This is a genomic window from Gordonia sp. IEGM753, assembly GCF_050321825.1.
GTDB lineage: Bacteria > Pseudomonadota > Gammaproteobacteria > Pseudomonadales > Pseudomonadaceae > Aquipseudomonas.
Window position 1 is genome coordinate 863,613 of record NZ_JBNQGB010000001.1, and the last position, 22,927, is coordinate 886,539.

At 55.9% G+C, this 22,927-nt stretch carries 18 protein-coding genes and 1 pseudogene; 17 read left to right on the forward strand and 2 right to left on the reverse strand.

What is annotated here, in order from left to right; all coding sequences use genetic code 11:
• Positions 1-76 precede the first annotated feature (76 nt).
• The 3 genes from ACQR3R_RS03970 (at position 77) to ACQR3R_RS03980 (ending at position 2,953) form a co-directional block, all read left to right on the forward strand.
• Entirely contained in the window at positions 77-1,453 is a 1,377-nt protein-coding gene (locus ACQR3R_RS03970; protein ID WP_428270707.1) for a DUF1329 domain-containing protein, read from the forward strand.
• Positions 1,454-1,613: 160 nt separating this feature from the next.
• On the forward strand, positions 1,614-2,654 hold the full coding sequence (locus tag ACQR3R_RS03975) for a Rieske 2Fe-2S domain-containing protein (protein WP_428270708.1): 1,041 nt from the start codon (positions 1,614-1,616) through the stop codon (positions 2,652-2,654).
• Between the two features lie 125 nt (positions 2,655-2,779).
• Positions 2,780-2,953 (forward strand): hypothetical protein, encoded by a 174-nt coding sequence (locus ACQR3R_RS03980; RefSeq protein WP_428270709.1) that lies wholly within the window; start codon positions 2,780-2,782, stop codon positions 2,951-2,953.
• Here ACQR3R_RS03980 and ACQR3R_RS03985 read toward each other — a convergent pair.
• On the reverse strand, positions 2,950-3,858 hold the full coding sequence (locus ACQR3R_RS03985; RefSeq protein WP_428270710.1) for a LysR substrate-binding domain-containing protein: 909 nt from the start codon (positions 3,856-3,858) through the stop codon (positions 2,950-2,952). The genes ACQR3R_RS03980 and ACQR3R_RS03985 overlap by 4 nt on opposite strands.
• Positions 3,859-3,984: 126 nt before the next feature.
• Between ACQR3R_RS03985 and ACQR3R_RS03990 the strand changes: the two genes are divergently transcribed.
• From ACQR3R_RS03990 to ACQR3R_RS04005, 4 genes are all read left to right on the forward strand, one after another.
• Positions 3,985-5,331, forward strand: a complete 1,347-nt coding sequence (locus ACQR3R_RS03990; RefSeq protein WP_428270711.1) for an FAD-dependent oxidoreductase — start codon at positions 3,985-3,987, stop codon at positions 5,329-5,331.
• A gap of 50 nt (positions 5,332-5,381) precedes the next feature.
• Positions 5,382-7,037, forward strand: coding sequence for an FAD-dependent oxidoreductase (locus ACQR3R_RS03995; RefSeq protein ID WP_428270712.1), 1,656 nt, complete (start codon positions 5,382-5,384; stop codon positions 7,035-7,037).
• 4 nt (positions 7,038-7,041) lie between these two features.
• Positions 7,042-8,211, forward strand: a complete 1,170-nt coding sequence (locus tag ACQR3R_RS04000) for an FAD-dependent oxidoreductase (RefSeq protein WP_428270713.1) — start codon at positions 7,042-7,044, stop codon at positions 8,209-8,211.
• A 71-nt stretch (positions 8,212-8,282) separates the two neighbouring features.
• Positions 8,283-9,080, forward strand: a complete 798-nt coding sequence (locus ACQR3R_RS04005; protein ID WP_428270714.1) for a transporter substrate-binding domain-containing protein — start codon at positions 8,283-8,285, stop codon at positions 9,078-9,080.
• An 87-nt stretch (positions 9,081-9,167) separates the two neighbouring features.
• Here ACQR3R_RS04005 and ACQR3R_RS04010 read toward each other — a convergent pair whose 3' ends face one another.
• Entirely contained in the window at positions 9,168-9,686 is a 519-nt protein-coding gene (locus ACQR3R_RS04010; RefSeq protein WP_428270715.1) for a hypothetical protein, read from the reverse strand.
• Positions 9,687-10,000: 314 nt separating this feature from the next.
• On the opposite strand from ACQR3R_RS04010, the gene ACQR3R_RS04015 reads away from it, so the two are divergent.
• The 10 genes and pseudogenes from ACQR3R_RS04015 to ACQR3R_RS04060 all read left to right on the forward strand — a co-directional run bounded on the left by ACQR3R_RS04015 (position 10,001) and on the right by ACQR3R_RS04060 (position 22,908).
• Positions 10,001-11,707, forward strand: a complete 1,707-nt coding sequence (locus ACQR3R_RS04015) for a ShlB/FhaC/HecB family hemolysin secretion/activation protein (protein ID WP_428270716.1) — start codon at positions 10,001-10,003, stop codon at positions 11,705-11,707.
• Positions 11,708-11,845: 138 nt separating this feature from the next.
• A pseudogene (locus ACQR3R_RS04020) lies at positions 11,846-13,561 on the forward strand (filamentous hemagglutinin N-terminal domain-containing protein); the annotation flags it as partial.
• Positions 13,562-13,579: 18 nt separating this feature from the next.
• Positions 13,580-19,780 carry a DUF637 domain-containing protein gene (locus tag ACQR3R_RS04025; protein ID WP_428272592.1) on the forward strand — a complete coding sequence of 2,067 codons (6,201 nt, stop codon included), beginning with the start codon at positions 13,580-13,582 and terminating at the stop codon, positions 19,778-19,780.
• A 3-nt stretch (positions 19,781-19,783) separates the two neighbouring features.
• The gene (gene imm40, locus ACQR3R_RS04030; RefSeq protein ID WP_428270717.1) at positions 19,784-20,113 is read left to right on the forward strand and encodes an Imm40 family immunity protein; all 330 of its coding nucleotides are present in this window, start codon (positions 19,784-19,786) and stop codon (positions 20,111-20,113) included.
• A 348-nt stretch (positions 20,114-20,461) separates the two neighbouring features.
• A complete protein-coding gene (locus ACQR3R_RS04035; protein WP_428270718.1) occupies positions 20,462-20,719 on the forward strand; it encodes a hypothetical protein in 258 nt (85 codons plus the stop codon).
• A gap of 193 nt (positions 20,720-20,912) precedes the next feature.
• A complete protein-coding gene (locus ACQR3R_RS04040; RefSeq protein WP_428272593.1) occupies positions 20,913-21,161 on the forward strand; it encodes an HNH/ENDO VII family nuclease in 249 nt (82 codons plus the stop codon).
• Positions 21,162-21,170: 9 nt separating this feature from the next.
• Entirely contained in the window at positions 21,171-21,308 is a 138-nt protein-coding gene (locus ACQR3R_RS04045; RefSeq protein WP_428270719.1) for a hypothetical protein, read from the forward strand.
• A gap of 580 nt (positions 21,309-21,888) precedes the next feature.
• Positions 21,889-22,170, forward strand: a complete 282-nt coding sequence (locus ACQR3R_RS04050) for a hypothetical protein (RefSeq protein ID WP_428270720.1) — start codon at positions 21,889-21,891, stop codon at positions 22,168-22,170.
• Positions 22,171-22,283: 113 nt separating this feature from the next.
• Entirely contained in the window at positions 22,284-22,556 is a 273-nt protein-coding gene (locus tag ACQR3R_RS04055) for a hypothetical protein (protein ID WP_428270721.1), read from the forward strand.
• A 154-nt stretch (positions 22,557-22,710) separates the two neighbouring features.
• Positions 22,711-22,908, forward strand: coding sequence for a DUF4926 domain-containing protein (locus ACQR3R_RS04060; protein ID WP_428270722.1), 198 nt, complete (start codon positions 22,711-22,713; stop codon positions 22,906-22,908).
• The last annotated feature ends 19 nt before the right edge of the window (positions 22,909-22,927 follow it).

Here is a 22,927-nt window from a genome sequence, read left to right on the forward strand (position 1 = left end):
GTGCGGACGATGCTGCCGGGTTCGTGGGCTGTCGATACTGGGCAACCGTTGTCGAATCTTAATAAGGAGAATAAAAATGACCGGCAGTAATCAGTCCCCTGGGTGGGCGATGACTTTGTTGTTGGGGTGTTGTGCTATCGGCACCGTCAATGCCGCACCGGAAGACGTTGCACGCCTGGGCACGGACTTGACATGCGTAGGCGCGGAAAAGGCCGGTAACGCGGACGGCAGCATCCCGGCGTTCAGTGGCAAATGGCTGGGTGCCCCGCCCCATGTCGACTTCAAGGGCACAGGCAATCATCCGGTGGACCCATACCCGGACGAAAAACCGCTGTTCGTGATTACCGCGCAGAACATCGCACAGTACAGCGACTACCTGTCCGACGGTCAAAAAGCCCTGTTCAAACTCTACCCGACCACTTACAAAATGCCGGTCTATCCCTCACACCGTGATTTTCGTTTCAACGACGCGGTCTGCCAGGCCACTCGCGAGAATGCCAGCGTAGCGCGGCTTGTGGATGATGGCGAAGGCGTGGTCGGAAAAACCGGCGGCACACCTTTTCCTATCCCGCGCAGCGGCTTGGAACTGTTAAAGAACGCTTCGACGTTTACCCTGCGGGCCTGGACCGAGGAGTACACCTCTGACAACGCCTATGTGCTCAAGGACGGCAATATCAATTGGGGCCGCGTGCATTCGCGCAACCTTGCACCGGCGCTGGAACCGGGCAAAGTCGGGGAAACCACCGGCAACTCGTCGTTCTACCTGAACGAAACCTTGTTGCCGCAGCGCGACAAGGGCGAGATCAATACCGGCACCGAGTTCTGGAACGACAAGACCGAACCGCGTCAGGCCTGGCGTTACGATCCGGGTACCCGGCGTGTGCGTCAGTCACCAGGATATGGCTTCGACATGTCGTTCCCTGGCAGCGGCGGTTCGATCACCGTCGATGAGGTGCGCCTGTTCAACGGTTCAGGGCAACGCTACGACTGGAAGATTGTCGGCAAGCGCGAGATGTTCATTCCCTACGATACCTATCGCCTGCACGCAGCGAACCTCAAGTACGCCGACCTGCTGACGCCCGGCCACATCAATCCGGATGCCATGCGCTACGAGCGTCATCGGGTGTGGGAACTCGAAGGCACCCTTAAACCGGGCTACCGCCACCTCTATGGCAAGCGCAAGTTGTACATCGACGAAGACACCTGGTTCCCGATGCTTGCAGACAACTACGACAACCGTGGCGAGTTGTGGCGCACCTCGATGGTCAACTACTTCTACGCCTACGAAAGCCAGAGGCCGCAAGCGGGAGTCGGTTTGTACTACGACCTCAATGCTGGCAGCTACCTGGCGTTCAACCTGATCAATGAGCAACGCAACGGTTATCTGTTGAACAAACCGGGTTTCAGCCCCCGCGACTTCGGCCCCGAGGCTGCTCGCCGCTTCGGCCAATAACGCAGTAGCAGGACGCCCGTTGAGAGCAGGTCGCATTTGATCTAGTCCAACTGAAGGATGATCTTCTTGCGCGCCTGCTTAATCATGTTCGCCATGGGATCACTCTGTATTTCTTGGGGGCATTGTTCGCCCCGAAGTCTGCAATCGAGGAACAATAACAATGACGAAACTCGCTGAAATCAACATCGAGAACGCCCAGCGTACCCACCGATATGCACGCGGCTGGCACTGTCTCGGTAATGCAAACGACTACCGCGATGGCAAGCCTCATACCCTGGAAATCTTCGGCACGCGCCTGGTGGCATTTGCGGATAGCCAGGGCGTCATCAGCATCCTGGACGCCTATTGCCCGCACATGGGCGCGGACCTGTCACAGGGCACCATCGAAAACGACAGGCTGGTGTGCCCGTTCCATCACTGGAAGTACGACACCGGCGGTAAATGCGTAGAGATCCCCTACTGCAAACGTATCCCGCCCAAGGCCAAAACCCGCAGCTGGTTGACGTGCGAGGAAAACAACCTGCTGTTCGTCTGGAATAATCCCGAGGGCCGTCCGCCGAAAGAGGGCGTCATCATTCCGCACCTCCCCGAGATGGATGATCCGGACTGGGTTCATGACTGGAACATCGACACCATGCTGATCGAAACCAACCCACGGGAGTTGGTCGATAACCTGGTGGATGCCCAGCACTTCGGGCCAGTGCACGGTACGCCGACCAAGTACTTTGCCAACGTTTTCGAAGGGCACATCGGTCACCAGATTTTTCACGGTGACTCCGAACGTTTGGGCGGCGACCTGATTGCGCCCTCGGCCTACTACGGCCCGGCCACCCACTTCACGCATATCAGCTCGATGTTCGGGGATGCACGAATTCACGCCATTTTGCTTAACAGTCATGTGCCGGTATCACCGAACAGCTTCGACCTGCGCTTTGGCTGCATGGTCAAGCGTGTGCCGGGCTGGACCGAAGAGCAGAACCTGGAAGTTGCCAAGGCCTACGTTCAAGGTAACCGGGATTCGTTCTACCAGGACGTGGTGATCTGGAAGCACAAAATCCGCATCGACAAACCGGTGCTGGCCGAAACCGACGGGCCGGTTTACCAACTGCGTGAGTGGTACGAACAGTTTTTTACCGACGAAGATCAGGTGCCGGCGTTCATGGCAGAGCGCCGAGAATTCGTAACGGTGGATGAGCGCTGACAGTTACGAGGCGGCTTCGAGTGACAGGTAATGGTCACTCGAGGCCGCTGTTGGAAAGGGCGCAGCCGCCTTAGGGTGGCGTGGCTGTGGCGCAGTTCCGCAAGCAGGTCATGAGAGCATCAATAATGAAAATAAAAAGCCTTTTTGCCTATTACATTCCTTTACTGATCGTGTTTTTGCTGGTGTTCATCGTGCAGGTCTCGGTGCCGCCGGAATCCGCCAGCGCCAGGGCTTGCAGGCACTACGCGAGCTGTGTCGCGATGATGTCCAGCGTGCCCAACTGGCTAAACTTTCGCTAGTGCGAGCCCACTCGACCGGGCTCCACGGCGGCAGCGGCAAGGGACTGCTCCAGCCATTCGAGAAACTCGCAGAAGCCGCTTGAACGCTTCACTCGCTTTGGGTAAACCAGCGTGTAGCGGCCGCCGGTGATGATGCTGCCGGTGTGCACTCGTCTCAGTTGCCCGGTGAGTAATTCGTCCTGCGTGAGCACAGCGTCGACCAGCGCGATGCCCTGGCCACATTTCACCGCGACAATCGCCGATTCCAGCGTATCGAACGTCAGGTGTGGGTTGTCGGGCCCCGTCGAGCCGGGGTAATACTCGTCCCAACGGCGCCAATCGAGGCGATCCATACTGGCGTCCACCAGCCGTGCGCTCTTGAGTAATTCTTCTGGCGTTGTTGCTTCCAGCAATGCCGGCGAGCACACCGGTATCAGCTCTTCTTCCCACAACTCCAAAGCTTCGAAGTCGGGCCATGTGGCCGTGCCGTAGGCAATCATCGCGTCGACCGATTCGAACGCAAAATCCGGAAAGCGGTGATACACCGTGTCGACGCTGACCGACACCTTTGGGTGCACCCGGTAAAACGCCGTGAGCCTTGGTATCAGCCAGCGCGCCGCCATGGTCGGGTGCGCTCGCAGGCTGACGCTTCGGCCTGCGCTCGCAAGCATGTGCGATGCATCCGACAACAGCCCGATCACCTGCTCCGCGACCGGCACCAGCGAATGGCCCTCGGCGGTGAGCACGATTTTGCGTGTGTGACGCTCGAACAGGCGGCTTTCCACCCGCGACTCCAACTGCGCAACTTGCCGGCTGACAGCGCTCTGGCTGAGGTTGAGCAGCTCTGCGGCCTTGCCGAAGTTCCCGGTTTTCGCAACCGTCAGGAATGCCTGCAGCAGCTCGATGGATGGCAGTTGTCTGCTCATTGTTCTATGCGCTCCTCACATGGGATTAATGCAGATACATCACTGTTATTTCGAAGGGTCGAGGCACATTCTTAGCTGAAACCCCGACGCTGCGCTACGCGTCATTCTCAACCTGACGGTGCTCTTATGAATTCTCCAGAAGCGGCATTTGCCAGTGTGTCGGCATCCCGGGATCAAGCGCTGCCGCGTGAAGTCGACGTGGTCATCATCGGTGGCGGCCTGATGGGGTGCGCGGCCGCGTATTACCTTAGCAAAGCAGGCGCCAAGGTTCTTGTCCTCGAAAAAAGCATCCTGGCGGGGCAGCAGTCGTCACGCGCATGGGGTTTTGTGCGCCAGCAATCGCGTGATGAAGCCGAAGTGCCCCTGATGCAGGCTAGCATCGACATCTGGCGCTCGCTGGAGCACGAACTACAAACCGATCTGGGCTGGCGCAACGACGGTTGTCTTTTCGTCGCCGGCAACGAAGCCGAGCGTGACGGGTACGAATCGTGGCTGACGGTAGCGCGCAGTTTTTCGGTCGATACGGTCATGCTTTCACCGCGTGAAGTGGCCAAAAAACTGCCCGGTTACGCCATCCCGCAACTCGGTGGCTTGTTCACGGCCAGTGACGGTCAGGCCGAGCCAACGCTAGTGGCTCGCGCCTTCGCCATGCGGGCGCGCGAACTGGGTGCGCACATCGTTGAACACTGTGGGGCCAAGGGCATCGATGTCGCTGCCGGCCAAGTCGTGGGCGTTGAGACGGAGCGTGGTTACGTCAAGGCAAAAACCGTCATCTGTGCGGCCGGCGTCACCACTTTTCGCCTGCTTAAAATGCTTGGCATTGAGCTGCCGCAACAACTGGTAAGGGGCACAGTGGCGCGCACCACGTGCGGGCCGACACTGAGCGGTATCTCGACCATCGCCAATGGTGTGGGCTTCCGGCAGCGGCTGGACGGCAGTTTCAATATTGCCGACGACGCCCATGTCGACGTCGACATGACGCTAGGCCATTTGCGCGCACTGCATTGGTATGCGCCTTCGCTGTGGGCGCACCGTAAATCGTTTCGCTTCAACCTGAACGGCGCCTGTCTGACGGACTTGCACCAGCGCATGCCGTGGTCGGAATCGTCACGGCTGGGCACGGGCATTCACCAACGCAATCCGCTGATCCCGCCAAACGAGAAGGGCCTGGGTACGGCAATGCGCGGACTCAAAGCTGCATTCCCCGACCAGGCCGACACGCAAATCGTCGACCGCTGGGCGGGCGGTATTGATGTGTTGCCGGACGGCATACCGGTGATCGACGCGCAAACCTCGCCGCGTGGCCTGGCAGTCGCCACCGGGTTCTGCGGCCACGGTTTTGCGATGGGTCCCATCGTCGGCAAAACCCTGGCTGACTGGATTCACACCGGCAATCCGGGGTTGGACATGCATCAGCTACGGCTGTCGCGATTCGCCGAGGGCGACGTCAAACCACCTTCTTCGCTGTTCTAGTCGATAGCCGAACTTCAACGCTCACGCGTCTATTTTCCGGGGGAAACACGGTGGAACGACCGCTCGCAACCAACCTCTATTACGACCCTGCGTCGGTGGCCGGCAAAGCCCCGACGATCAGCGACGAAACCGACATCCTGATCATCGGAGCCGGCCCCGCGGGTCTTGCCGCAGCATTGGCTGCTGCCGGGCATGGCTTGAGCGTGACCTTGGTGGATGAAAATCCGCTGCCCATCGAAACCATGGGCGAAGAGGTACCGCTGCATTTCGGCGGACGAATGAGCGCAGCGGTATCGAACCGCAACAGCGTACTGCAAGCGCTGCTCGACGCACGTCCGCAAATCGCCGACGCGCTGGAGGCGGGTGTCGATGTGCGACTCGGTACGGCGGTCTGGGGATTGTTTCCTCAACAACCCACCACGGCATGGATCGACGGTGCCGTTGCGGGTCTCGCCGATGAAGAAAACGCCTCGCTGCTGCGTTTCAAGCAAGTGATCGTCGCGGCGGGTCGGCGCGACATGGGGCTGGCTTTTGACGGCTGGCATCATCCGGGTGTCATGGGGGTCAGCGCTGCCCATCGGCTGGCGACGGTGTACCAGGCGCTGGACTGCAAACGCGCGGTGCTGGTCGGCAGCGATACCCAGGCACTGGCGTCGGCCCATGCACTGATCAGTCAGGGCGTGCACATCGTTGCCATCATTGAACAGGCCGCTCACGTGGTGGGCGACCCGGCGCTGCTGGCGTTGCTGGTTGGGCAAGGTGCCCAGGTGTTGACCGGGCATGGGGTGCGCGAGGCCGTCGGGGATGCGTTCGGCGTCAAACGCATCCGCGCGGTCGCGGTAGACGCAATGGGTCATCCGGTCAGCGGTGTCTTCAACGAAATCGAGTGCGACACCGTGCTGCTTGGCGTGGCGGCCATTCCCGCCATTGAGCTGATCGACGCTGCCGGGTGCCGCACTTCATTTCAGGCGGACCGGGGCGGCCATGTTCCGGACACCGACACTTCATTGCGTACCTCGTTGCCGAGCGTTCTGGTGGCGGGCGACTGCGCGGGCGTCTGGGCCTCGAAAAGCCTGGATGAAGACATTTGCCGCCGCGAAGGTCGGCTCGCTGCGCACACCGCGCTCGCTGCGCTAGGGGTTGATATCGCTGACGCCGACGCGGCGCCGCTGCCCGATGCATTTGCCCACGACGTTGCCGGCAATCGCACGGCATGGGTCCGTGCCTGCACCTTGCATGCGCAGAACCAACCCTTCGTTTGCCTGTGTGAAGAGGTCACTGCAGCTGAAATTCTGACCCAACAACCACCGCGCTATCTGGACTGGACGCCCTCCGACGCTGCGTCGCAGCGCGCAATGACGTCAGCGCAACCCAACCCGGACGTGACCAAGCGTTTAACCCGGGCCTGCATGGGCCCATGCCAGGGCCGTCGCTGCCGTGAACAGGTGGCAACCTTGCTTGGCATCGGTGCCGGCGTGCGCGTCGAAGACATTGCGCTGGCCTCGTTTCGTCCACCGGTACGCCCGCTGTCACTGCAACAGATCGGCCAGGTCGAGGAAACACCGCAGATGCGCAGTCGATGGGATGCCTGGTTCGACATGCCGTCGCAATGGACGCCGTTCTGGCTGTACGCCGGTGAGCAAACGGTCGCCAGGCGCGCACAAGGCACGGTCCGTTCCATTAACCCGTCGCAGAACGAGGGCTGACACCATGCAGGCAGTTACTAAATCGTCCACCAGTGCCTCCGTTGTCGTCGTCGGTGGCGGCGTAACCGGGTTGAGCGCCGCCTGGTGGCTGGCCCGCGAAGGCATCGACGTGCTGGTGCTCGACGCAGGCCTGATCGGTTGGGGCGCCTCGGGGCGTAACGGCGGCGGCTGTTCACATCACCACAGCCCACTGTTCCTGGAAGAACAGCGGCTGTGGCCGATGATGGATGAGCTGCTGGGCTATCCAACCGAATATCGGCCGGATCGCATCAGCATCGATCTGGACGAACATCAGCTGTCACTCGATAAAAAAGTGGTCGAAGAAGCCAAGTATTACGGCCTGCGTGCCGACCTGCTGGACCCACAACAGGTTCGTGAGCTCGTACCCTTTGCCGGCGACAACGTGCTGGCGGGCTACTACTACCATTTCGGCGGCCACGCCAATCCGCACCGCACTTTGCAAGCGTATGCCTGGGCCTTGCAAAATCTCGGGGGGCGCGTACTGGAACACACGCCCGTGCTGCACATCGAGCGCCAAGGCGACCGGGCGACGGGCGTGCGTACCGCACAAGGCTTGATAACGTGCGACCACCTGGTGATTGCCGCTGGCCCGCATACTGGTGAATTGGCGGCCCAGATCGGCGTGCACATTCCGCTGGTCACCGCGCGCGCCGAGATGATCGTCACCGAACCCCTGCCGTTGATGGACGTCGGCGGTGTCGATGGCAATGGCTTGTATGGCCGCCAGACGCTGCGCGGCAACCTGGCGTATGGCGGCGGTCCGCATGAATGGGTCGACCTCGACGATGTACGCGATACACGCGCGCAATCCACGCCTTTGCAATGCAACATCGCCAGGCGCCTCGCCGAACTCTTCCCCAAGGTCGCGCACAAACGGGTGATTCGCAGTTGGGCAGGGTTCATTGAAAACACCCCGGACGGACGGCCCGTGATTGATCGCCCGGCCGGGTTGGACAACGTCACCGTCGCCACTATGTCCGGTGTCGGTTTCGGACTTTCGCCTGCCAGCGGCCACGCTATTCGTGATCTGGTGGTCGACGGCACGTGCGGCTTCGCCGACCTGTCGAGCTTCTCGTTGTCACGTTTTGCTGTGCTCGAACCGGACTGGCAAACCCTGCAAGGATGGCTGCCTTTGCCGGTGCCCGGGGTGTAGAAAATCAGTCAGTAAACCTACGCAATTCAACCGTTCTATGTGCAACCTTCCTCCAGAAAAAGGGATCGACCATGAAACGAATGCTCCGCAATTTCGCTTTGCTGGCCTCAATCAGCATGACGTTGTGTTCCTTTACGGCACCCGCGAGCGCAGCGCAGGAGAAACTGCGCTTCGGTGTCGCCGCAGAGCCTTATCCGCCGTTTCTGGTCAAAACGCCCACCGGACAATACACAGGCTTCGAGCCGGACCTGATTCGCGCAGTCTGCGAGCAATTGAAAGCCGATTGTGAGATCAAGGAAGTGGCCTGGGACGGCATCATCCCGGCGCTGCTCGCCAACAAATTCGATGTGCTGTTCAACTCGATGGGCATCAGCCCGGATCGTCAAAAAGTCATTGCGTTCTCGCGCCCTTACTATGAAACGACCGGGATCTTCGTGGCGCCCAAAAACGTCAACCTGACCCTGACGCCAGAGGGCCTGGCCGGCAAATCCATCGGTGTACAGGGCTCGACCACCAACGCCGAATTTATCCGCAGCGCCTACAGCAACAAGTCGACCATCCGTATCTACGGCACACAAGAAGACTGCAACGCCGACTTGCTGGCAGGACGCATCGACGTCATGTTCCTGGACAAGGTCGGGGACATCGACTTCCTGAAATCAGACGACGGCCTGGCGTACGAGGAGAAGGGCACAGGCAGCGTCAAAATGGACCCGTTGCAATACGGTCTGGGCGTAGGTGCGGGCCTGCGTAAAAGCGACACCGCACTCAAGGCACGCATCGATCAGGCGCTGAACCAAATACATGATTCAGGCCAGTACGCGCAGATCTCGGGAAAGTACTTTCCAGTTGATCTCTGGCCAAAGTGAAACCTGAGTGCAAGGGTGCTACTGATCACGGGTGGAGTCGTTGCGCTGCCACCCGTGTTTGCGGAGGGGGCCGACTTTCTGTCGCGGCTACTTGACGAACGTGAGGCACGCAAACGCAGTCTTGATACGCAGTTGTTGAATGCGCTCAACGCTTTGTTTGTCCCCGACAGTCTTGACCAGTCCAACGCCACAGTAATGCTGGTCTCTGGTAAACATCGACAACAGGCCGGAACCGGCCTCACTCCACGAACCCGACTGCAAGGTGTAGGTCGCTCCCGCCTCCGGAGTAAAAGAGAAGGGTATCTGGCACGCTGCTCCGGCGAGGACACGCTTGTACGTCAGCACCAACTCTTTGCCCGCCACTACCGGAGCTTCGATGTATTCGTCGGTGCCAGGCAATGTCGTATAGCCGGCGTAACAACCCGAATCGTTAAACGTGATCGCGTCCAGGCTGGTGCCACTTTCATACTTCATGCGAACCGTCGCGGAAGGCTCACCGGCCTTGGGAAAAACATACTGCTTGCCCTGCAACAGCGAAGTACAACCGCTGAGCAGCACCACCGCAGCGATCAACCCACAGCCACCGAACTTCGTATTTCTGTGCATCTATCACTCCCTGACTTGTACAAACTCCCTTGGCGATGCAAAGGGGCGGACGTTATTGAACCGGCCGCATGATACTTGAATTAAGAGCGCTGTTTTAAGCAGGGACTACACACGGAAGTGCAATGTGTAGTCCCTGAAGAATTTTCCAACAATAGCTCGGAACCGTCCCACAGGCTCGTCGGAAGCAGCCGACTGCGCGAGTGATTGATCGTCAATTAATGTTTTCGAAGGCCGTCATTAATTGACACCGGGATAGTGGGCAACCTAATACTGTGCCACTATTTTGATATCACTTTATTTTCGAGGGATCGATCATGTTCTCACCCGCCCTTGTGGCGAGGTTGTGCTTGGCGTTGCTGTGCTTTTCTCCGCTGAAATGTGCTTATGCCGCTCCCAATCCCGGCGAAACCGACCTGATCCGTGAACGACAGGATCGCTTGCTCGACGAACAACGCAGGCGTCTGCAAGAACTTAAAGAGCTGCCGGGAAAAGAAGCCAAACCTGCACAGGTTCCTACCCCGACCGAAACCCGTTGCTTCCCGATAAAAGATATCGAGCTCAAAGGTGCCGAGAGCCTGTCGGTCCGCCAGGAAAACAGCCTACTCAGGCCTTACATCGGCCAGTGTCTGGGTGTTGCTCAACTCAATGAGTTGCTGAAAGTCATCACTGATGTGTACATCGACCAAGGCCTGGTCACCAGCCGCGCGTACTTGCCACAACAGGATTTATCTGGCGGGCACCTAAAGGTTTTGGTGGTTGAAGGGCGACTCGAAGGTCTGAAAGGCGCGCCGGGCAGCAAGCTGTCGGCGCGTGAACTGACGATGGCTTACCCGGGCGGCGTCGGGAGCTTGGTCAACCTGCGTGAGATCGAGCAAATGGTCGATCAGTTGAATCGTTTGCCATCCATTCAGGCGCAGATGGAGCTGGCCCCCGGCAAGACAGTCGGCGGCAGTGAAATCCTGGTTAAAAATACGCCGCAGTCTCCTTGGCGTGCTGGCGTGTCTCGCAGTAATACCGGCCAGCGTAGCACCGGTGAACAGCAGTGGGGCACCACGCTTGACTGGGACAGCCCGCTGGGTCTGGCCGATCAGTTACTGGTGCGCGGTGGGCACGATGCGATGACTGATCACCAGCATACCTCGGGCAGCGCGCTGCTCAATTACACCTTGCCGTGGGGCTGGTGGAACTTCAGCTACGTCTACAACCGTACCGATTATCGCTCGCAGATCTCGGCCAATGGCTACAACTTCAAACAAACCGGCGACAGTGAAAACCACCAACTACATGCGCAAAGGGTGATTCACCGGGACGCGCAAAGCAAAACCTCTATCACCTCGGGTTACTCATGGTTGGCGACCAACAACTACATCGAAGACAACAAACTTGAGTTCAGCAGCAACCGAATCAGCGAAGCGCAACTGGGTATCAACCATGGCCGACGGATTGGCGGCGCTTACGCAAACTTCGACTTCGGCATGCAGCAGGGCATCGGTGCTTTTGGCGCTCAGGATAACGGTCATCCTGGCCCGGGCGAGCCCGACGCACGCTATCGCAAATACACCGCCACCCTCAGTTACCTGCACCCGTTCAAGCTGTGGGGCGAGTCGTTCCTGTTCGGCAACATGCTGACCGGCCAGCGCAGTGAAGACGTGCTCTTCGGTTCGCAACGCACCAGCCTCGGAGGGCTGTCGTCGATTCGTGGCTATAAGGATCAGTCACTGTCCGGCGACAGCGGAGGTTACTGGCGCAATGACGTGAGTTGGACCCGTCCGATAACCCTGGACTGGATGCGACCATTTTTCACCGAATACAGCACCGGCCTGGGTTACGACGTCGGTGTGATCCGTAATGACCGCTACAACGGCGCCCAACATGGTCGCCTGTCAGGCAATGCACTCGAGTTGTCGGCCAGGGGGCCAAATATGAGCGTCAGGCTGACCTTTGCCCACTCTCTGGAACGTCCGAACGCTGTGACCGAGCGCGAAGCGCCGATCTATTTTCGCGTGGATTTTTTTCTTTAATTACGCTACTTCGAGACTTTTTACATGGACGTTCGCCAATACACCTTCCTCATGCACCTGCCTTCTGCGCGGATGAAAGCCCGCGAGCATTTTTTGGGAATGCCCAAACGCGGAGTGGCGTTTCTATTGGCTAACGTCATGTTCTGGCAGCCGCTATGGGCCCAGGCCGATGGCATCGTCGTCAGTGCCCCCGGCACCACACTTGATCACGCCGGTAACGGGGTGCAGATCATCAACATCGCCACCCCGAACGGCAGCGGCTTGTCTCACAACCAGTTTGTTGATTACAACGTTAATTCCCAAGGCCTGATCCTCAACAATGGCGCCTCCCAGACATCTGCCACACAACTGGGCGGCATCATTATTGGCAACCCGAACCTGAAAAACAGCGGTTCGGCGCAAATCATCCTTAACGAAGTGAATGGCGGCAACCCGAGCCAGCTGCGCGGTTACACCGAAGTGGCCGGGCAGTCGGCGCGGGTCATTGTCGCCAACCCGTATGGCATCAGTTGCAACGGTTGCGGTTTTATCAATACCCCACGCGTCACGCTCACAACCGGCAAACCGATGCTCGATGGCGCGGGGCGGCTGGACCGCTTTCAAATCGATCAGGGCAGTGTTTCCATCGATGGTGACGGGTTGGATGCGAGCAATGTTGACAGCTTCGAAATCATCACCCGAAGCGCAAGAATCAATGCCGATATCCATGCCAGGAAACTGACCGTCATCGCTGGCCGTAACAACGTCAATGCCACCACCCTCAACACCACCGCCCGCGCCGATGACGGCAGCGTCAAGCCGCAATTTGCCATTGATAGTTCAGTTTTGGGCGGCATGTACGCCGGCGCTATCAAATTGGTCGGCACTGAGGCCGGGGTCGGCGTGAAGCTGGCGGGCAACGTCGCCGCCAGTGGCGGTGATCTTCAAATCGATGTCAACGGGCATTTGAATCTGGCGGGCGCCACGGCGGTTGGCGCCGTAAATTTTAAAGCGGCGAGCCTGGAAAATCAGGGCACGGTAAGTGCTGGTAGCACCATAAATGTTCTAACGGCAGGCGATCTGACCAACCAGCACACCTTCGTGGCTCGCGACAGCATCGTCATGAGCGCAGGTGGTCAGTTGACCAATAGCGGCATTATCGAAGCCGGGGTCAATGCCGACGAAAGCCGCAATGCGCACGGTGATGTCAGCCTGATCGCGCAGAACATCAACAACAGCGGAAAAACCGTGGTTGCCAGTCGTAGCCTGACGGTCAATGCCACGCAGACCCTAAACAATCAAGGTGGCACTTTAAGTACCGGGCAAAGCGCCAACGTTTCGGCCATGACGCTGGACAACCGCAATAACGGACGGGTATTGAGCAGTGGCGCACTGAGTATCACGGCTGATCAAGTGCTGAATTCGAAAGGTATGATTTCCAGCGACGGCAATTTCACCGGCAAGATTGGCCAATTAAGCAATGAAGGTGGGCGTTTATTGGCCCAGAGTGCTTTGAACCTCGACCTCAACAACGGAGTCTTGAGTAATCAGCTTGGCGTGATCAACTCCAAGGATGCGCTGAGCATCAGTCATGTGCGCAACCTTGATAATCAGAACGGTGTAATTGCCAGCACCAGTAGCCTCAATGTTTCGGGTCATACCCTGGACAACCGCAAGGGCAAGCTCATCAGCAATGAGCGAATGACCGTTGTTGCCGAAAGCCTGAACAATCAGGGCGGACTTGTTTCCGGCTGGCAAGGATTGTCCGTGGCGGGTGGCACTCTCGATAACAGTCAGGAAGGCACGCTGTCGAGCCTGCAGAGTAACGTCGACATTGATCTCAGCGGTGCGCTGATCAACAACACAAAAGGCGGGGTAGCTGGCAAGGGTGAGGTGACGGTCACTGCCGCGAGCCTTGATAACCGCAATGGCATCGTCAGTAGCGGCGGCGCACAACAGATCACCATCACCCAAGGCGCTATCGACAACAGCGCGCAAGGTTTGATTGAGAGCAGCGGCACACTCGATTTAATCGCTTCAAAACTCGGCAATGCCTCTGGAAAAATCAGCGCCCAAAAAGCACTGACTTTCACCGGTATCGACCTGGATAACACCAGCGGCAATATGGCAGGCAAAGACAGCATCACGCTTGACCTGCTGGGTATTCTGACCAACACCGATGGAGTACTCGCCAGTGGCGGGCCATTAGTCATCAAGCGTTCCGAGCAGATCGACAATAAGGGCGGCAAACTCATCAGCCAACAACTGATGAGCCTACTGACAGGCCAGCTCAACAATGATTTGCAAGGCATCGTGGAGGCCAATGCTCAACTCGATCTCATCGCTACTCGTGGTGTCAGCAACACGGATAACGGGTTGATCCACAGCAGTGGTGCCGGGCTCAATATCACGACCGATAGCATCAACAACAGCAAAGGCTCATTACAAAGTCACGACAACCTTATCCTCAAAGTTCAGGGCGGCAACCTTGATAACCAGGGTGGCAAAATCATTGCCAAGAATGGCCACCTGAATATCGACGCAGGCAATGTCGACAACCGCAATGGCGAGTTGTCCAGCCTCCAGGATTTGATGCAGACCAGGCTGACCGGCGTTCTGCGCAACGGCCAGGGTGGCAAAATCGAAGGCAATCGCCTTGACCTTCAGGCATTAGGCGGCATCTATAACGAGGGAGGGCGCATCGCCGCCAACGCGGGCGATATTTTGCTCGACACCGGCGCCACTCAACTCAACAACATCGACGGTGGGATTTACGCCACAGAGTTGGTCTCGATCAAGGGCAATGCGCTCGACAACAGTGCGGGGAAGATCAGCGGTAAAACCATAGCACTTGAACTCGATGGCGACCTTGTTAACCACGACGGCCTGATCGAAAGCGGCAGTAACCTGAAGCTGCGTGCAGATAGTGTCGACAACCAACGCGGCCAATTGCGTGCGATGGGTGTGACCGGCACCACCGATTTTCAGATCGGTCGCCGATTCGACAATCGCAATGGCCTGCTGGAAACCGCCAACACGCATCTGACGCTCGCCACCCCAAGCTTTCTCAATACGGGAGGCAACGTAACCCACGTCGGAATCGGCGATTTCAACATCGCCACCGCCAACGTGATCAATGCTGGCGGGACGATGGTCACTCGCGGCGACATGACGCTCGATGCTGACAGCTGGACCAACAGCAGTGTCATCCAGGCCAACAACCTGAAGGTTAATGTCAGCCACTTCGCGCAAACCGCGAGCGGGCAATTGCTGGCTTCAGAGCACTTTGAAGGCAGAGGCGAAAACTGGACCAACGATGGGTTGATCGCCAGTGATGGCACCCTCGATGTGCAGCTGCTTAAAACTTATGGCGGCAATGGTCGCATGACCAGTCTGGGTGACATGCAACTGGACGCTGCGGCCATTAATGTTGGTAGCACAGGCAGTATTGCCGGAGGCAATAAAACGACGGTGGGTGATCGCGATGAATTGACTACCCTGAACAACAGCGGTCGTCTCACGGCTGCAAACCAGCTCATCGTCACAGCAAAAAACGTCAACAATTACGGCACCCTCGCGGGTGGCAGCGCGCTGAAGCTGAAAGCATCCACGCTGCTGAATGACCAGGGAGGGCTCCTGTTCAGCGGTGGCGACATGGCCTTGCGGGTCGGGAGCTTCACCAACAGGAATTCCGACGTCTACAGCCTGGGTGCGATTGATATTGCGCGGGATGATGCTGGCGGCCGATCGGCGTTGGTAGAGAACCTTTCCGGCACGATGGAAAGCGGCGGGGACTTCTCGATCCGTGCCGATTCAATCGTCAATCGCAGGGACCAGTTCAAGACCGTCTCTGAAATGTACACGGCGGACATCGGCGTTCGTTGTTACGACTGTGAACAGCTACCGGCCAATTGGGCCGACCTGTCTACACACCCGATTGCCTCGCACCTGGTGTGGGAGCAAACCTTCAAAGTCAGCCTGCTGGAAAGCGAAAGCTCTAAGGCTGCGTCGATGAATTCGGGACGCAATCTTGATGTCTCCGGGGGAGCATTCCGTAACTCGAACTCTTCCGTCAGCGCTGTTGGAAAAATAGACATCGCAGTGTCGGACTTTGAAAATTCGGGCACGTCGCTGGGCGACTTTACCTCGCGCAAGTATCTAAACGGCGGCCAATCGATTGAACAGTGGCAGGAAATCGTCAATTACAACGCGCAAAACGATGCTGAATACAATCAGGATCTGCGTTTCTGGAACGCCAGTGAAGCTGATTCGAGGGTACTGCCAAAGGTAGTGCAGCCTGGGGTCAAAGGTGAGGAAGATAACTGGTCCCAGCGCCTCGGTCCTCTCCTGATCTCCCTTAACAAAAAAGACAATGCCGTCGAATTTGGCGATTCACAGTATTCCACCGGCGTTAGAACAGACGCCCCAAGCTTCATAAAAAACGCCGTATTCAGCGAAACCATCATCAACGGCGTTCCGACGGGCTACGCCTCCGCCATCATTCAGGCTGCGGGCAACGTAACCGTCAATGCGGCAAACCAGATCAACAACGGCGTGTTGTCACCCTACAGTTCAGTGGCTGCCGGTACATCGCGCAACGCGGATACCGCAGCGTCAGGCACCGGCACCACCACGGTCATCAGCCTGAACAGCCAGCTATCACCTGATCTCGCGCAACAACAGATCAATCCACTGACGCTTCCTGGCTTCAGCCTGCCAACCGGGCAAAACGGACTTTTCCGACTTAACGACCAAAGTGGCTCGGTTGCTGGCGCCGTGCCGAACGGAGGCATCAACAGTTCATTAGCGGTGACTCGCGTTCGGGGTTTGCCAGACAACAGCGTTCGCTCTACATCGCATAAGTATTTGGTCGAGACCAATCCGGTACTCACCGACCTCAAGCAATTCATGAGCTCGGACTACCTTTTGACGAACCTGGGCTACGACCCCGACATCAGCGCCAAGCGTCTGGGCGACGGCTTCTACGAACAACGGTTGATTCAACAAGCCATCATCGAACGTACCGGGCAACGCTTCATCGACGGCCAAACCTCCGATGAAGGTCTGTTCAAATACCTGATGAACAACGCCATCGCCAGCAAGGACGCGCTCAACCTTTCAGTAGGCGTCACGCTCACCTCACAGCAAGTCGCGGCACTGACCCACGACATCGTCTGGCTCGAAGAGCAGCAAGTGAACGGCGAAAAAGTGCTGGTGCCGGTGCTGTATCTCGCCCAGGCCAAAAATCGCCTGGCACCGAACGGCGCATTGATCCAGGGCAATGACGTCAAGCTGATCGCAGGCCAGGACCTGAACAACGCAGGCACCTTGCGTGCAACCAACAACCTGGCAGCGATGGCGGGACTAAATCTCACCAATAACGGCGGTTTGGTAGAAGCCGGGAATCGCCTTGATTTGCTGGCGACGAACGATGTCTTGAACACATTGGGCGGTGTTATTGCGGGACGCGATGTCAGTGTCACGGCGAGCAATGGCGACGTGATCAACGAGCGAACCATCACCGCCCTCGACAGCACGCTGTACGGCATTTTGCACAGAGAGTTTGCCGACAATGCTGCGCGTATCGAAGCGACTAATGACCTCAATGTGTCGGCAGGTCGCGACATCAATGTTATCGGCGGCGCACTGCAAAGCGGTCGGGATTTAAGCCTCGAAGCCACCCGCGACGTCAATCTGGCATCACAGCAGGTCAGCAACAGCTCGTATCAAAGTGCCAGGCATAACAGTAGCGACATCACTCAACTGAGCGCTGAAGTCAGTGCTGGTCGTGACCTGTCCGTCGAGGCTGGCCGCGACATCAATGTCATCGCCAGTGACGTCGATGCCAAAGGCGATATCGCCATGGCAGCAGGTGAGAACCTGACGATCAGTTCGGCTGCGGATGAAGAGCATTCGCTGTCGAAAAACAAGAAAGTGACCCAGCAGGAAGATCATGTCAGCCAGGTCATGTCGGCTGTGACCGCGGGCGGTGATGTGGCGCTCAGCGCGGGCAACGATTTGGCTGTCATTTCCAGCCGCATCACGGCCGGTGACGAGGCGTATCTGGTTGCAGGAGGCCGGCTAGACATTTTGGCTGCCCAAGATTCCGATTACTCGCTGTATGACAAGAAGAAAAAGGGCAGTTTCGGCAGCCTCGAGACGAGGCACGATGAAGTGACCGATGTGAACAACATCGGGAGTCAGATCAGCGCTGGCGGTGACCTGACACTGGTCAGTGGCGGCGATCAACTGTATCAAGGCGCCAAACTGAACAGCGGCAAAGACCTGACTCTTGACAGTGGAGGCAAAATTACCTTCGAGGCAGTCAAGGATCTGCATGATGAAAGTCACACCAAAAGCGATAGCGACTCGTTCTGGTTCTCGGCTAAAGGTGAGGGACGTACCGACGAAACCCTGCGTCAAAGTCAGTTAACTGCGGGTGGCGACATTGTTATCAGGGCGATTGATGGCCTGCAGATCGATCTGAAACAAATCGATCAAAACACCGTTAGGCAATCCATCGAAGCAATGGTCCAGGCTGACCCCAATCTAGCGTGGCTTGAAGAAGCCGAGAGACGGGGTGATGTGGATTGGCGGTTGGTGAAGGAGATTCATGAGTCCTTCAAATACGACGACGCCGGACTTGGCCCTGCATCGCAACTGATTATCGCCATTGTCGCCAGTGTGCTTATTGGACCCTTGACGGGTGCCATCGCCAGTAATTTTGCGGTGGGTACAGTTAATGGAGGAGGCGACCTTAGTGCCGGATTCAAGGCCGCCACCAGCATCGATGCACTCAAAGGGTATGCCACGCAATGGGCGACGGCCTACGGATTGAGCACCATGGACAGCCTGGTCGGCGGTTGGCAAGCGGGCGGGGCGCAGGTTCTTAATGGAAGTGGAGTCAGCAATCCCGGTTACTCATCAAGTCTGCTGGACTGGAATACCGCCGTAGACAATGTGTTGCGCAGTGGATCCCACGTCCTGATAAGCGGTGGCATCAATACGGCAATCAATGGCGGCAGCCTGAAGGATAACCTGGCAAAAGCACTTGCTTCAGAGGGCTTGGACTTCGTCGCCGCGTTTGGCAACAAACAAGTGGGCGATCTTGCTGATTACCTAAATGTGGACTCAGGCTCGGCATCAAAAATACTGATGCACGCCTTGTTGGGCGGTGCTTTATCCGTAGCCAGCGGCGGTGAATTTAAAACCGGGGCATTGGCGGGCGCTGCTGCTGAAGGCCTGACGCAGTTCACCACAGACGCACTGGGAAGATTTCTGGATGAGCGAATTGTCACCGATGACCAATTCAAAGTCGGTACAGCGCAGATTATCGGTATTTTGGCAGCGGCGTCAGGCGGTGGCGATCCTGCTATAGGGAGCTGGGTAGCGGGGAATGCTGAGCGCTATAACCAGCAGGTTCATCGTGAAGCGAAACAGCGTTTGGAAAGCGGATTTGCTATTTTGCACGAGCGGGGGGAATTTGTTGACCTGCAACCTGAAGATGTCCTGGCGGACCTTCAGAAAATCGCGGAAGGAGAGAAAGACCGCTCACAGTTGAACCCCAAAACTGTTGAGTTTTTAAACCAGTTTCCACCAGCAGCCCTTCGCGATATTTTCTTTGAGCTCACCGATTTTGAGCGGTATGTGGAATTGGGGATCGATATTTCCTTCCCCACGCCTTCGCCTGTCGGTAAGGTTAAAGCCGTTGCTACAATATCCAAACCTGCAGCCAAGGAAATTTTGCAGGCGCTGGAGAAAAAATTCGGCGCAGCGTTGCTTGAGGTTGAGGCAAAAGCAGCGCGAGGTGCAAAAGGCGGAAGCGCCGTAGCGGATGATTTCTTTGCAGGTACGAAATACACAGATAAAGTGTTAGGCCAGATCAAGACTGGCGATCTTCATGGGTTCCCGGAAAGTGTCACAACTTTCCAAGGGGCCGGACAGGTGACGAAGATCACAGGGGGAGATGGTGTGGTAAGAGACATGCTGAAAATTCCAGGTGAGTATCGTGGGAAACAAGGCGTTTTCGAGTTCATAAAGGAGTCGGATGGATCAATCAACCATCGACTATTCAAACCGACCTCGGCGGAGTGATCTATGAGTATTGTATGGTCGGAGCAAATTGATCCTATTCTAAGTAGAGGTATATCTCTAGAGCATTTGGGAGTGCGGAACTGGGCACTAGGTCGTGATGACGCTTTACATGCTATTTATGAACTCGAGGCTTTCGGAATTGCGATTCTTGGAGGGGATGTGTATAAATTGGTTGGCGAGAAAGCTGAGCAGACGTACGACAGTTGGTACTGCGACCAAGGCCCCGATGAGTCTGATTCTGTTTTTTCTAAGCGCAGTTCAGATAAGGCAAAGAATTATATTTTCAGCTACTTAATGCCGGAGGGGCTTTTTGCGATAGTGCCTAAAAATTGATGGTGCAAAAGGCGTTCCCGCTATTGCTGAATCAGGAGCGAACAGCGCGGCTAATGCTGCAAGACTTAAAATGCAGATGGTTGCTGAGCAGGCCGCCGGAGCCAGGGCGCCTACATAAATCACTAGCTATTCAAATCATGCATTAGAACAATTTGCAGGAAGGGATGGCGGCATTGGTGTGAGCCAATCTGCACTCAGTGGCGCTTGGTCTGGCCCTCTAAAAATTGAATATGTCCCTTCGAAGTACGGTCCAATATTTAGGTATACGGGGACGGATGCAGTCATAGTTGTCAATGCTGAAGGTAAAGTCGTCACAGGTTGGGGGAAATCCGCTTCGGGGACCGGAAAATGAGTAGTCTCTTAACAAATGCCCAATGGCAGCTTTTATGTTCGTTGTGCTTTATGGCGGGAGCGTTCCAACCGACACTAACTGAGAAATTGCTTAATGGTTCATTATCATCAGGTGAGGTAGATGAACTTTGTGAGTTGATTTCTAATGAGTTTTTGATGAATGGTGTAGAGGAGAGCTTTGAGCCGAATAGTTATGGCTTTGAGCTTGAATTGCTTCTGGATGTGGTCAACAGAAGTCGTGGTCAGGGGCGTTAGAGCTTCGTGAATATTCGGCTCTTTGGTTGGTGCAAAAGGAGTAGGGGGCGCTACAAAGGCGGGCTCTGTTTTTACGCAGCAACGTAATTTTTGGTCAAAAGATCCTATTCGGTTTAGTGGGAATAAGGTCTATCAACGGAATGATTTATTTGAGCCTTATTTGTAAACTAGTTGACGTGAAGGTGGCAAGGTCATTACAGGTAATAATGCTGAGCGTATGGACTCTGGCCTAGTGCCCATAGGTGAAGATGGCAAGTCGGTGAGCCAACATCATATGACGCAAATACAGTCAGGGTATATCGCAGAAATGACGCAAAGTTTTCACCAAACCAATAGCACAACTATTAACATTATCCCTAGTACAATTTCTTCCGGTATTGGTAGGCCAGCTTTTGATAAGTGGAGGGAGCAGTACTGGCAGCAACGATCTGCAGATTTTTAGGAATTGAGAATGAGCCAAGTTAAGACGCATCAAGTTGAGGACTTAGTATCACTGCATCCTGATATCGTTTGCTTTGGTAGTCAGGTCGATTGCGTGGGTGACGACTTGATTGAGAAGGCCGAGCAGCGGCTAGGGCTTGAGCATTAATATGAATTTGTTCTTATTTAAATATAGATTCTACTTCGGCGGAATGCTTCTGGCGGGGGCTTTATTTAATTGCTTCTTTCGATTTTTCGGGGAGTGGAGACCATTTTTCGATTCGTTACTGCTTCAGATTTGGTTCGGCCAAGCAGTTTTTTCGTATTTGATGGGCGGAAGGGTATCTATCGGCCCAGGGGGACTCGGAAAAGATGCCAATCCAGTTGGCAGACTCGCATTGGCGGTAGTCTCTTTGTTTATATATTGTTTGGGGTTTTTTTTGGGCTTTTAAAAAACGGTCTATTTTGTGAAGTTGTTGGTATATTCTTGAGGGGAGTTCAGATCAAATTGCCGCTCGGTCTCGGCAGGTCGAAACTTTTCCAGACGCTCATCGCTATTAACCAAGAATGGCCCGAGACATTGTGTGTTGAACAATTTTCGCCTGGTCTGCTAGACTAAACATTAACGTCAATGTGGGCTTTAGTAATTTTTTAAAGATATTGTGTGCATCGAAAGTTTATGCGTAGTTGTTCTGCATAGTTAGGTTAAAGCCGTTGCTACAATATCCAAAGCTGCAGCCAAGGAAATTTTGCAGGCGCTGGAGAAAAAATTCGGCGCCGCGTTGCTTGAGGTTGAGGTAAAAGCAGCGCGAGGTGCAAAAGCGACTGGTGGGCTTCCACCTTTGCGACAAGCATATGTCAACGAAGTAAAAACACTTGATGAAGTTTCTATCAGTATGAGAGCTGCGGGCGCATCACCTGAGCAGGTTGCTCGTCAGCTTCATCAAATACGTCGAGATTTGGGTGTTCAGTACAAAGATCTCACACTTGCTCCGCAGATTGAGGTTATTTACGCCAGGAATCTCGAGTAATACGGCGATAAGCTGGGTCCGACTGTCGATTGGCTTAGGGCCATTGGCAAAAGTTGGGAGCAAGTTGTCAAGTCAGCAAGCCGGTCTGGCGGCAAGGATTTCGGTTTTTAAGAATGAGTAATGAGACAGTAACAATTATTCTCGGCGATGAATATGACGATGCTCTCAGAGATGCCCTCTGCGCTGTTCTTGTGAGAATTGGTGCGGTTCGCATTGATAAGTCTTGGGGGATTGGCGGGTCCCAAGAGGTTGAAGCTCTGATTGTTAGGGTTGGCAACGCTTTGGTAGCGATAGAGGCAGAGACTTTCGTCGGTCTCACTGTTGCTGGGCCCAAGGCCGTTGTGGAAGATATTGCTCTGCAGGTGAGGCGTCAGCTAATGGATTGACGGTGCAAAAGGAATAGGGGGCGCTACAAAGGCGGGCCAACCGGGCCAACCGGGCCAAATGGTAATACGGCAACTGTTCGTACTGGCTGGATATATGATCCAGGCTCGTCCACACCTAGAATGACAACTCTTTATGTCAAGTAAGGAATGCCAGATGACTTACTCGCTTTTTGATATTGTCGTATTGACTGAGGATATCCCGGGGGAAGGACTACGAACTGGTATGCAGGGTGCGATCATTGAAATTTATAGTCTGCCAGTTGAAGGCTATGAAGTAGAGTTTTGTGATGCGCAGGGACGTACTGTTGCTCAGCTGGCATTATCTCCCAATCAATTTCAGCTCGAGAAATAACAAATAAATCTGACAGATT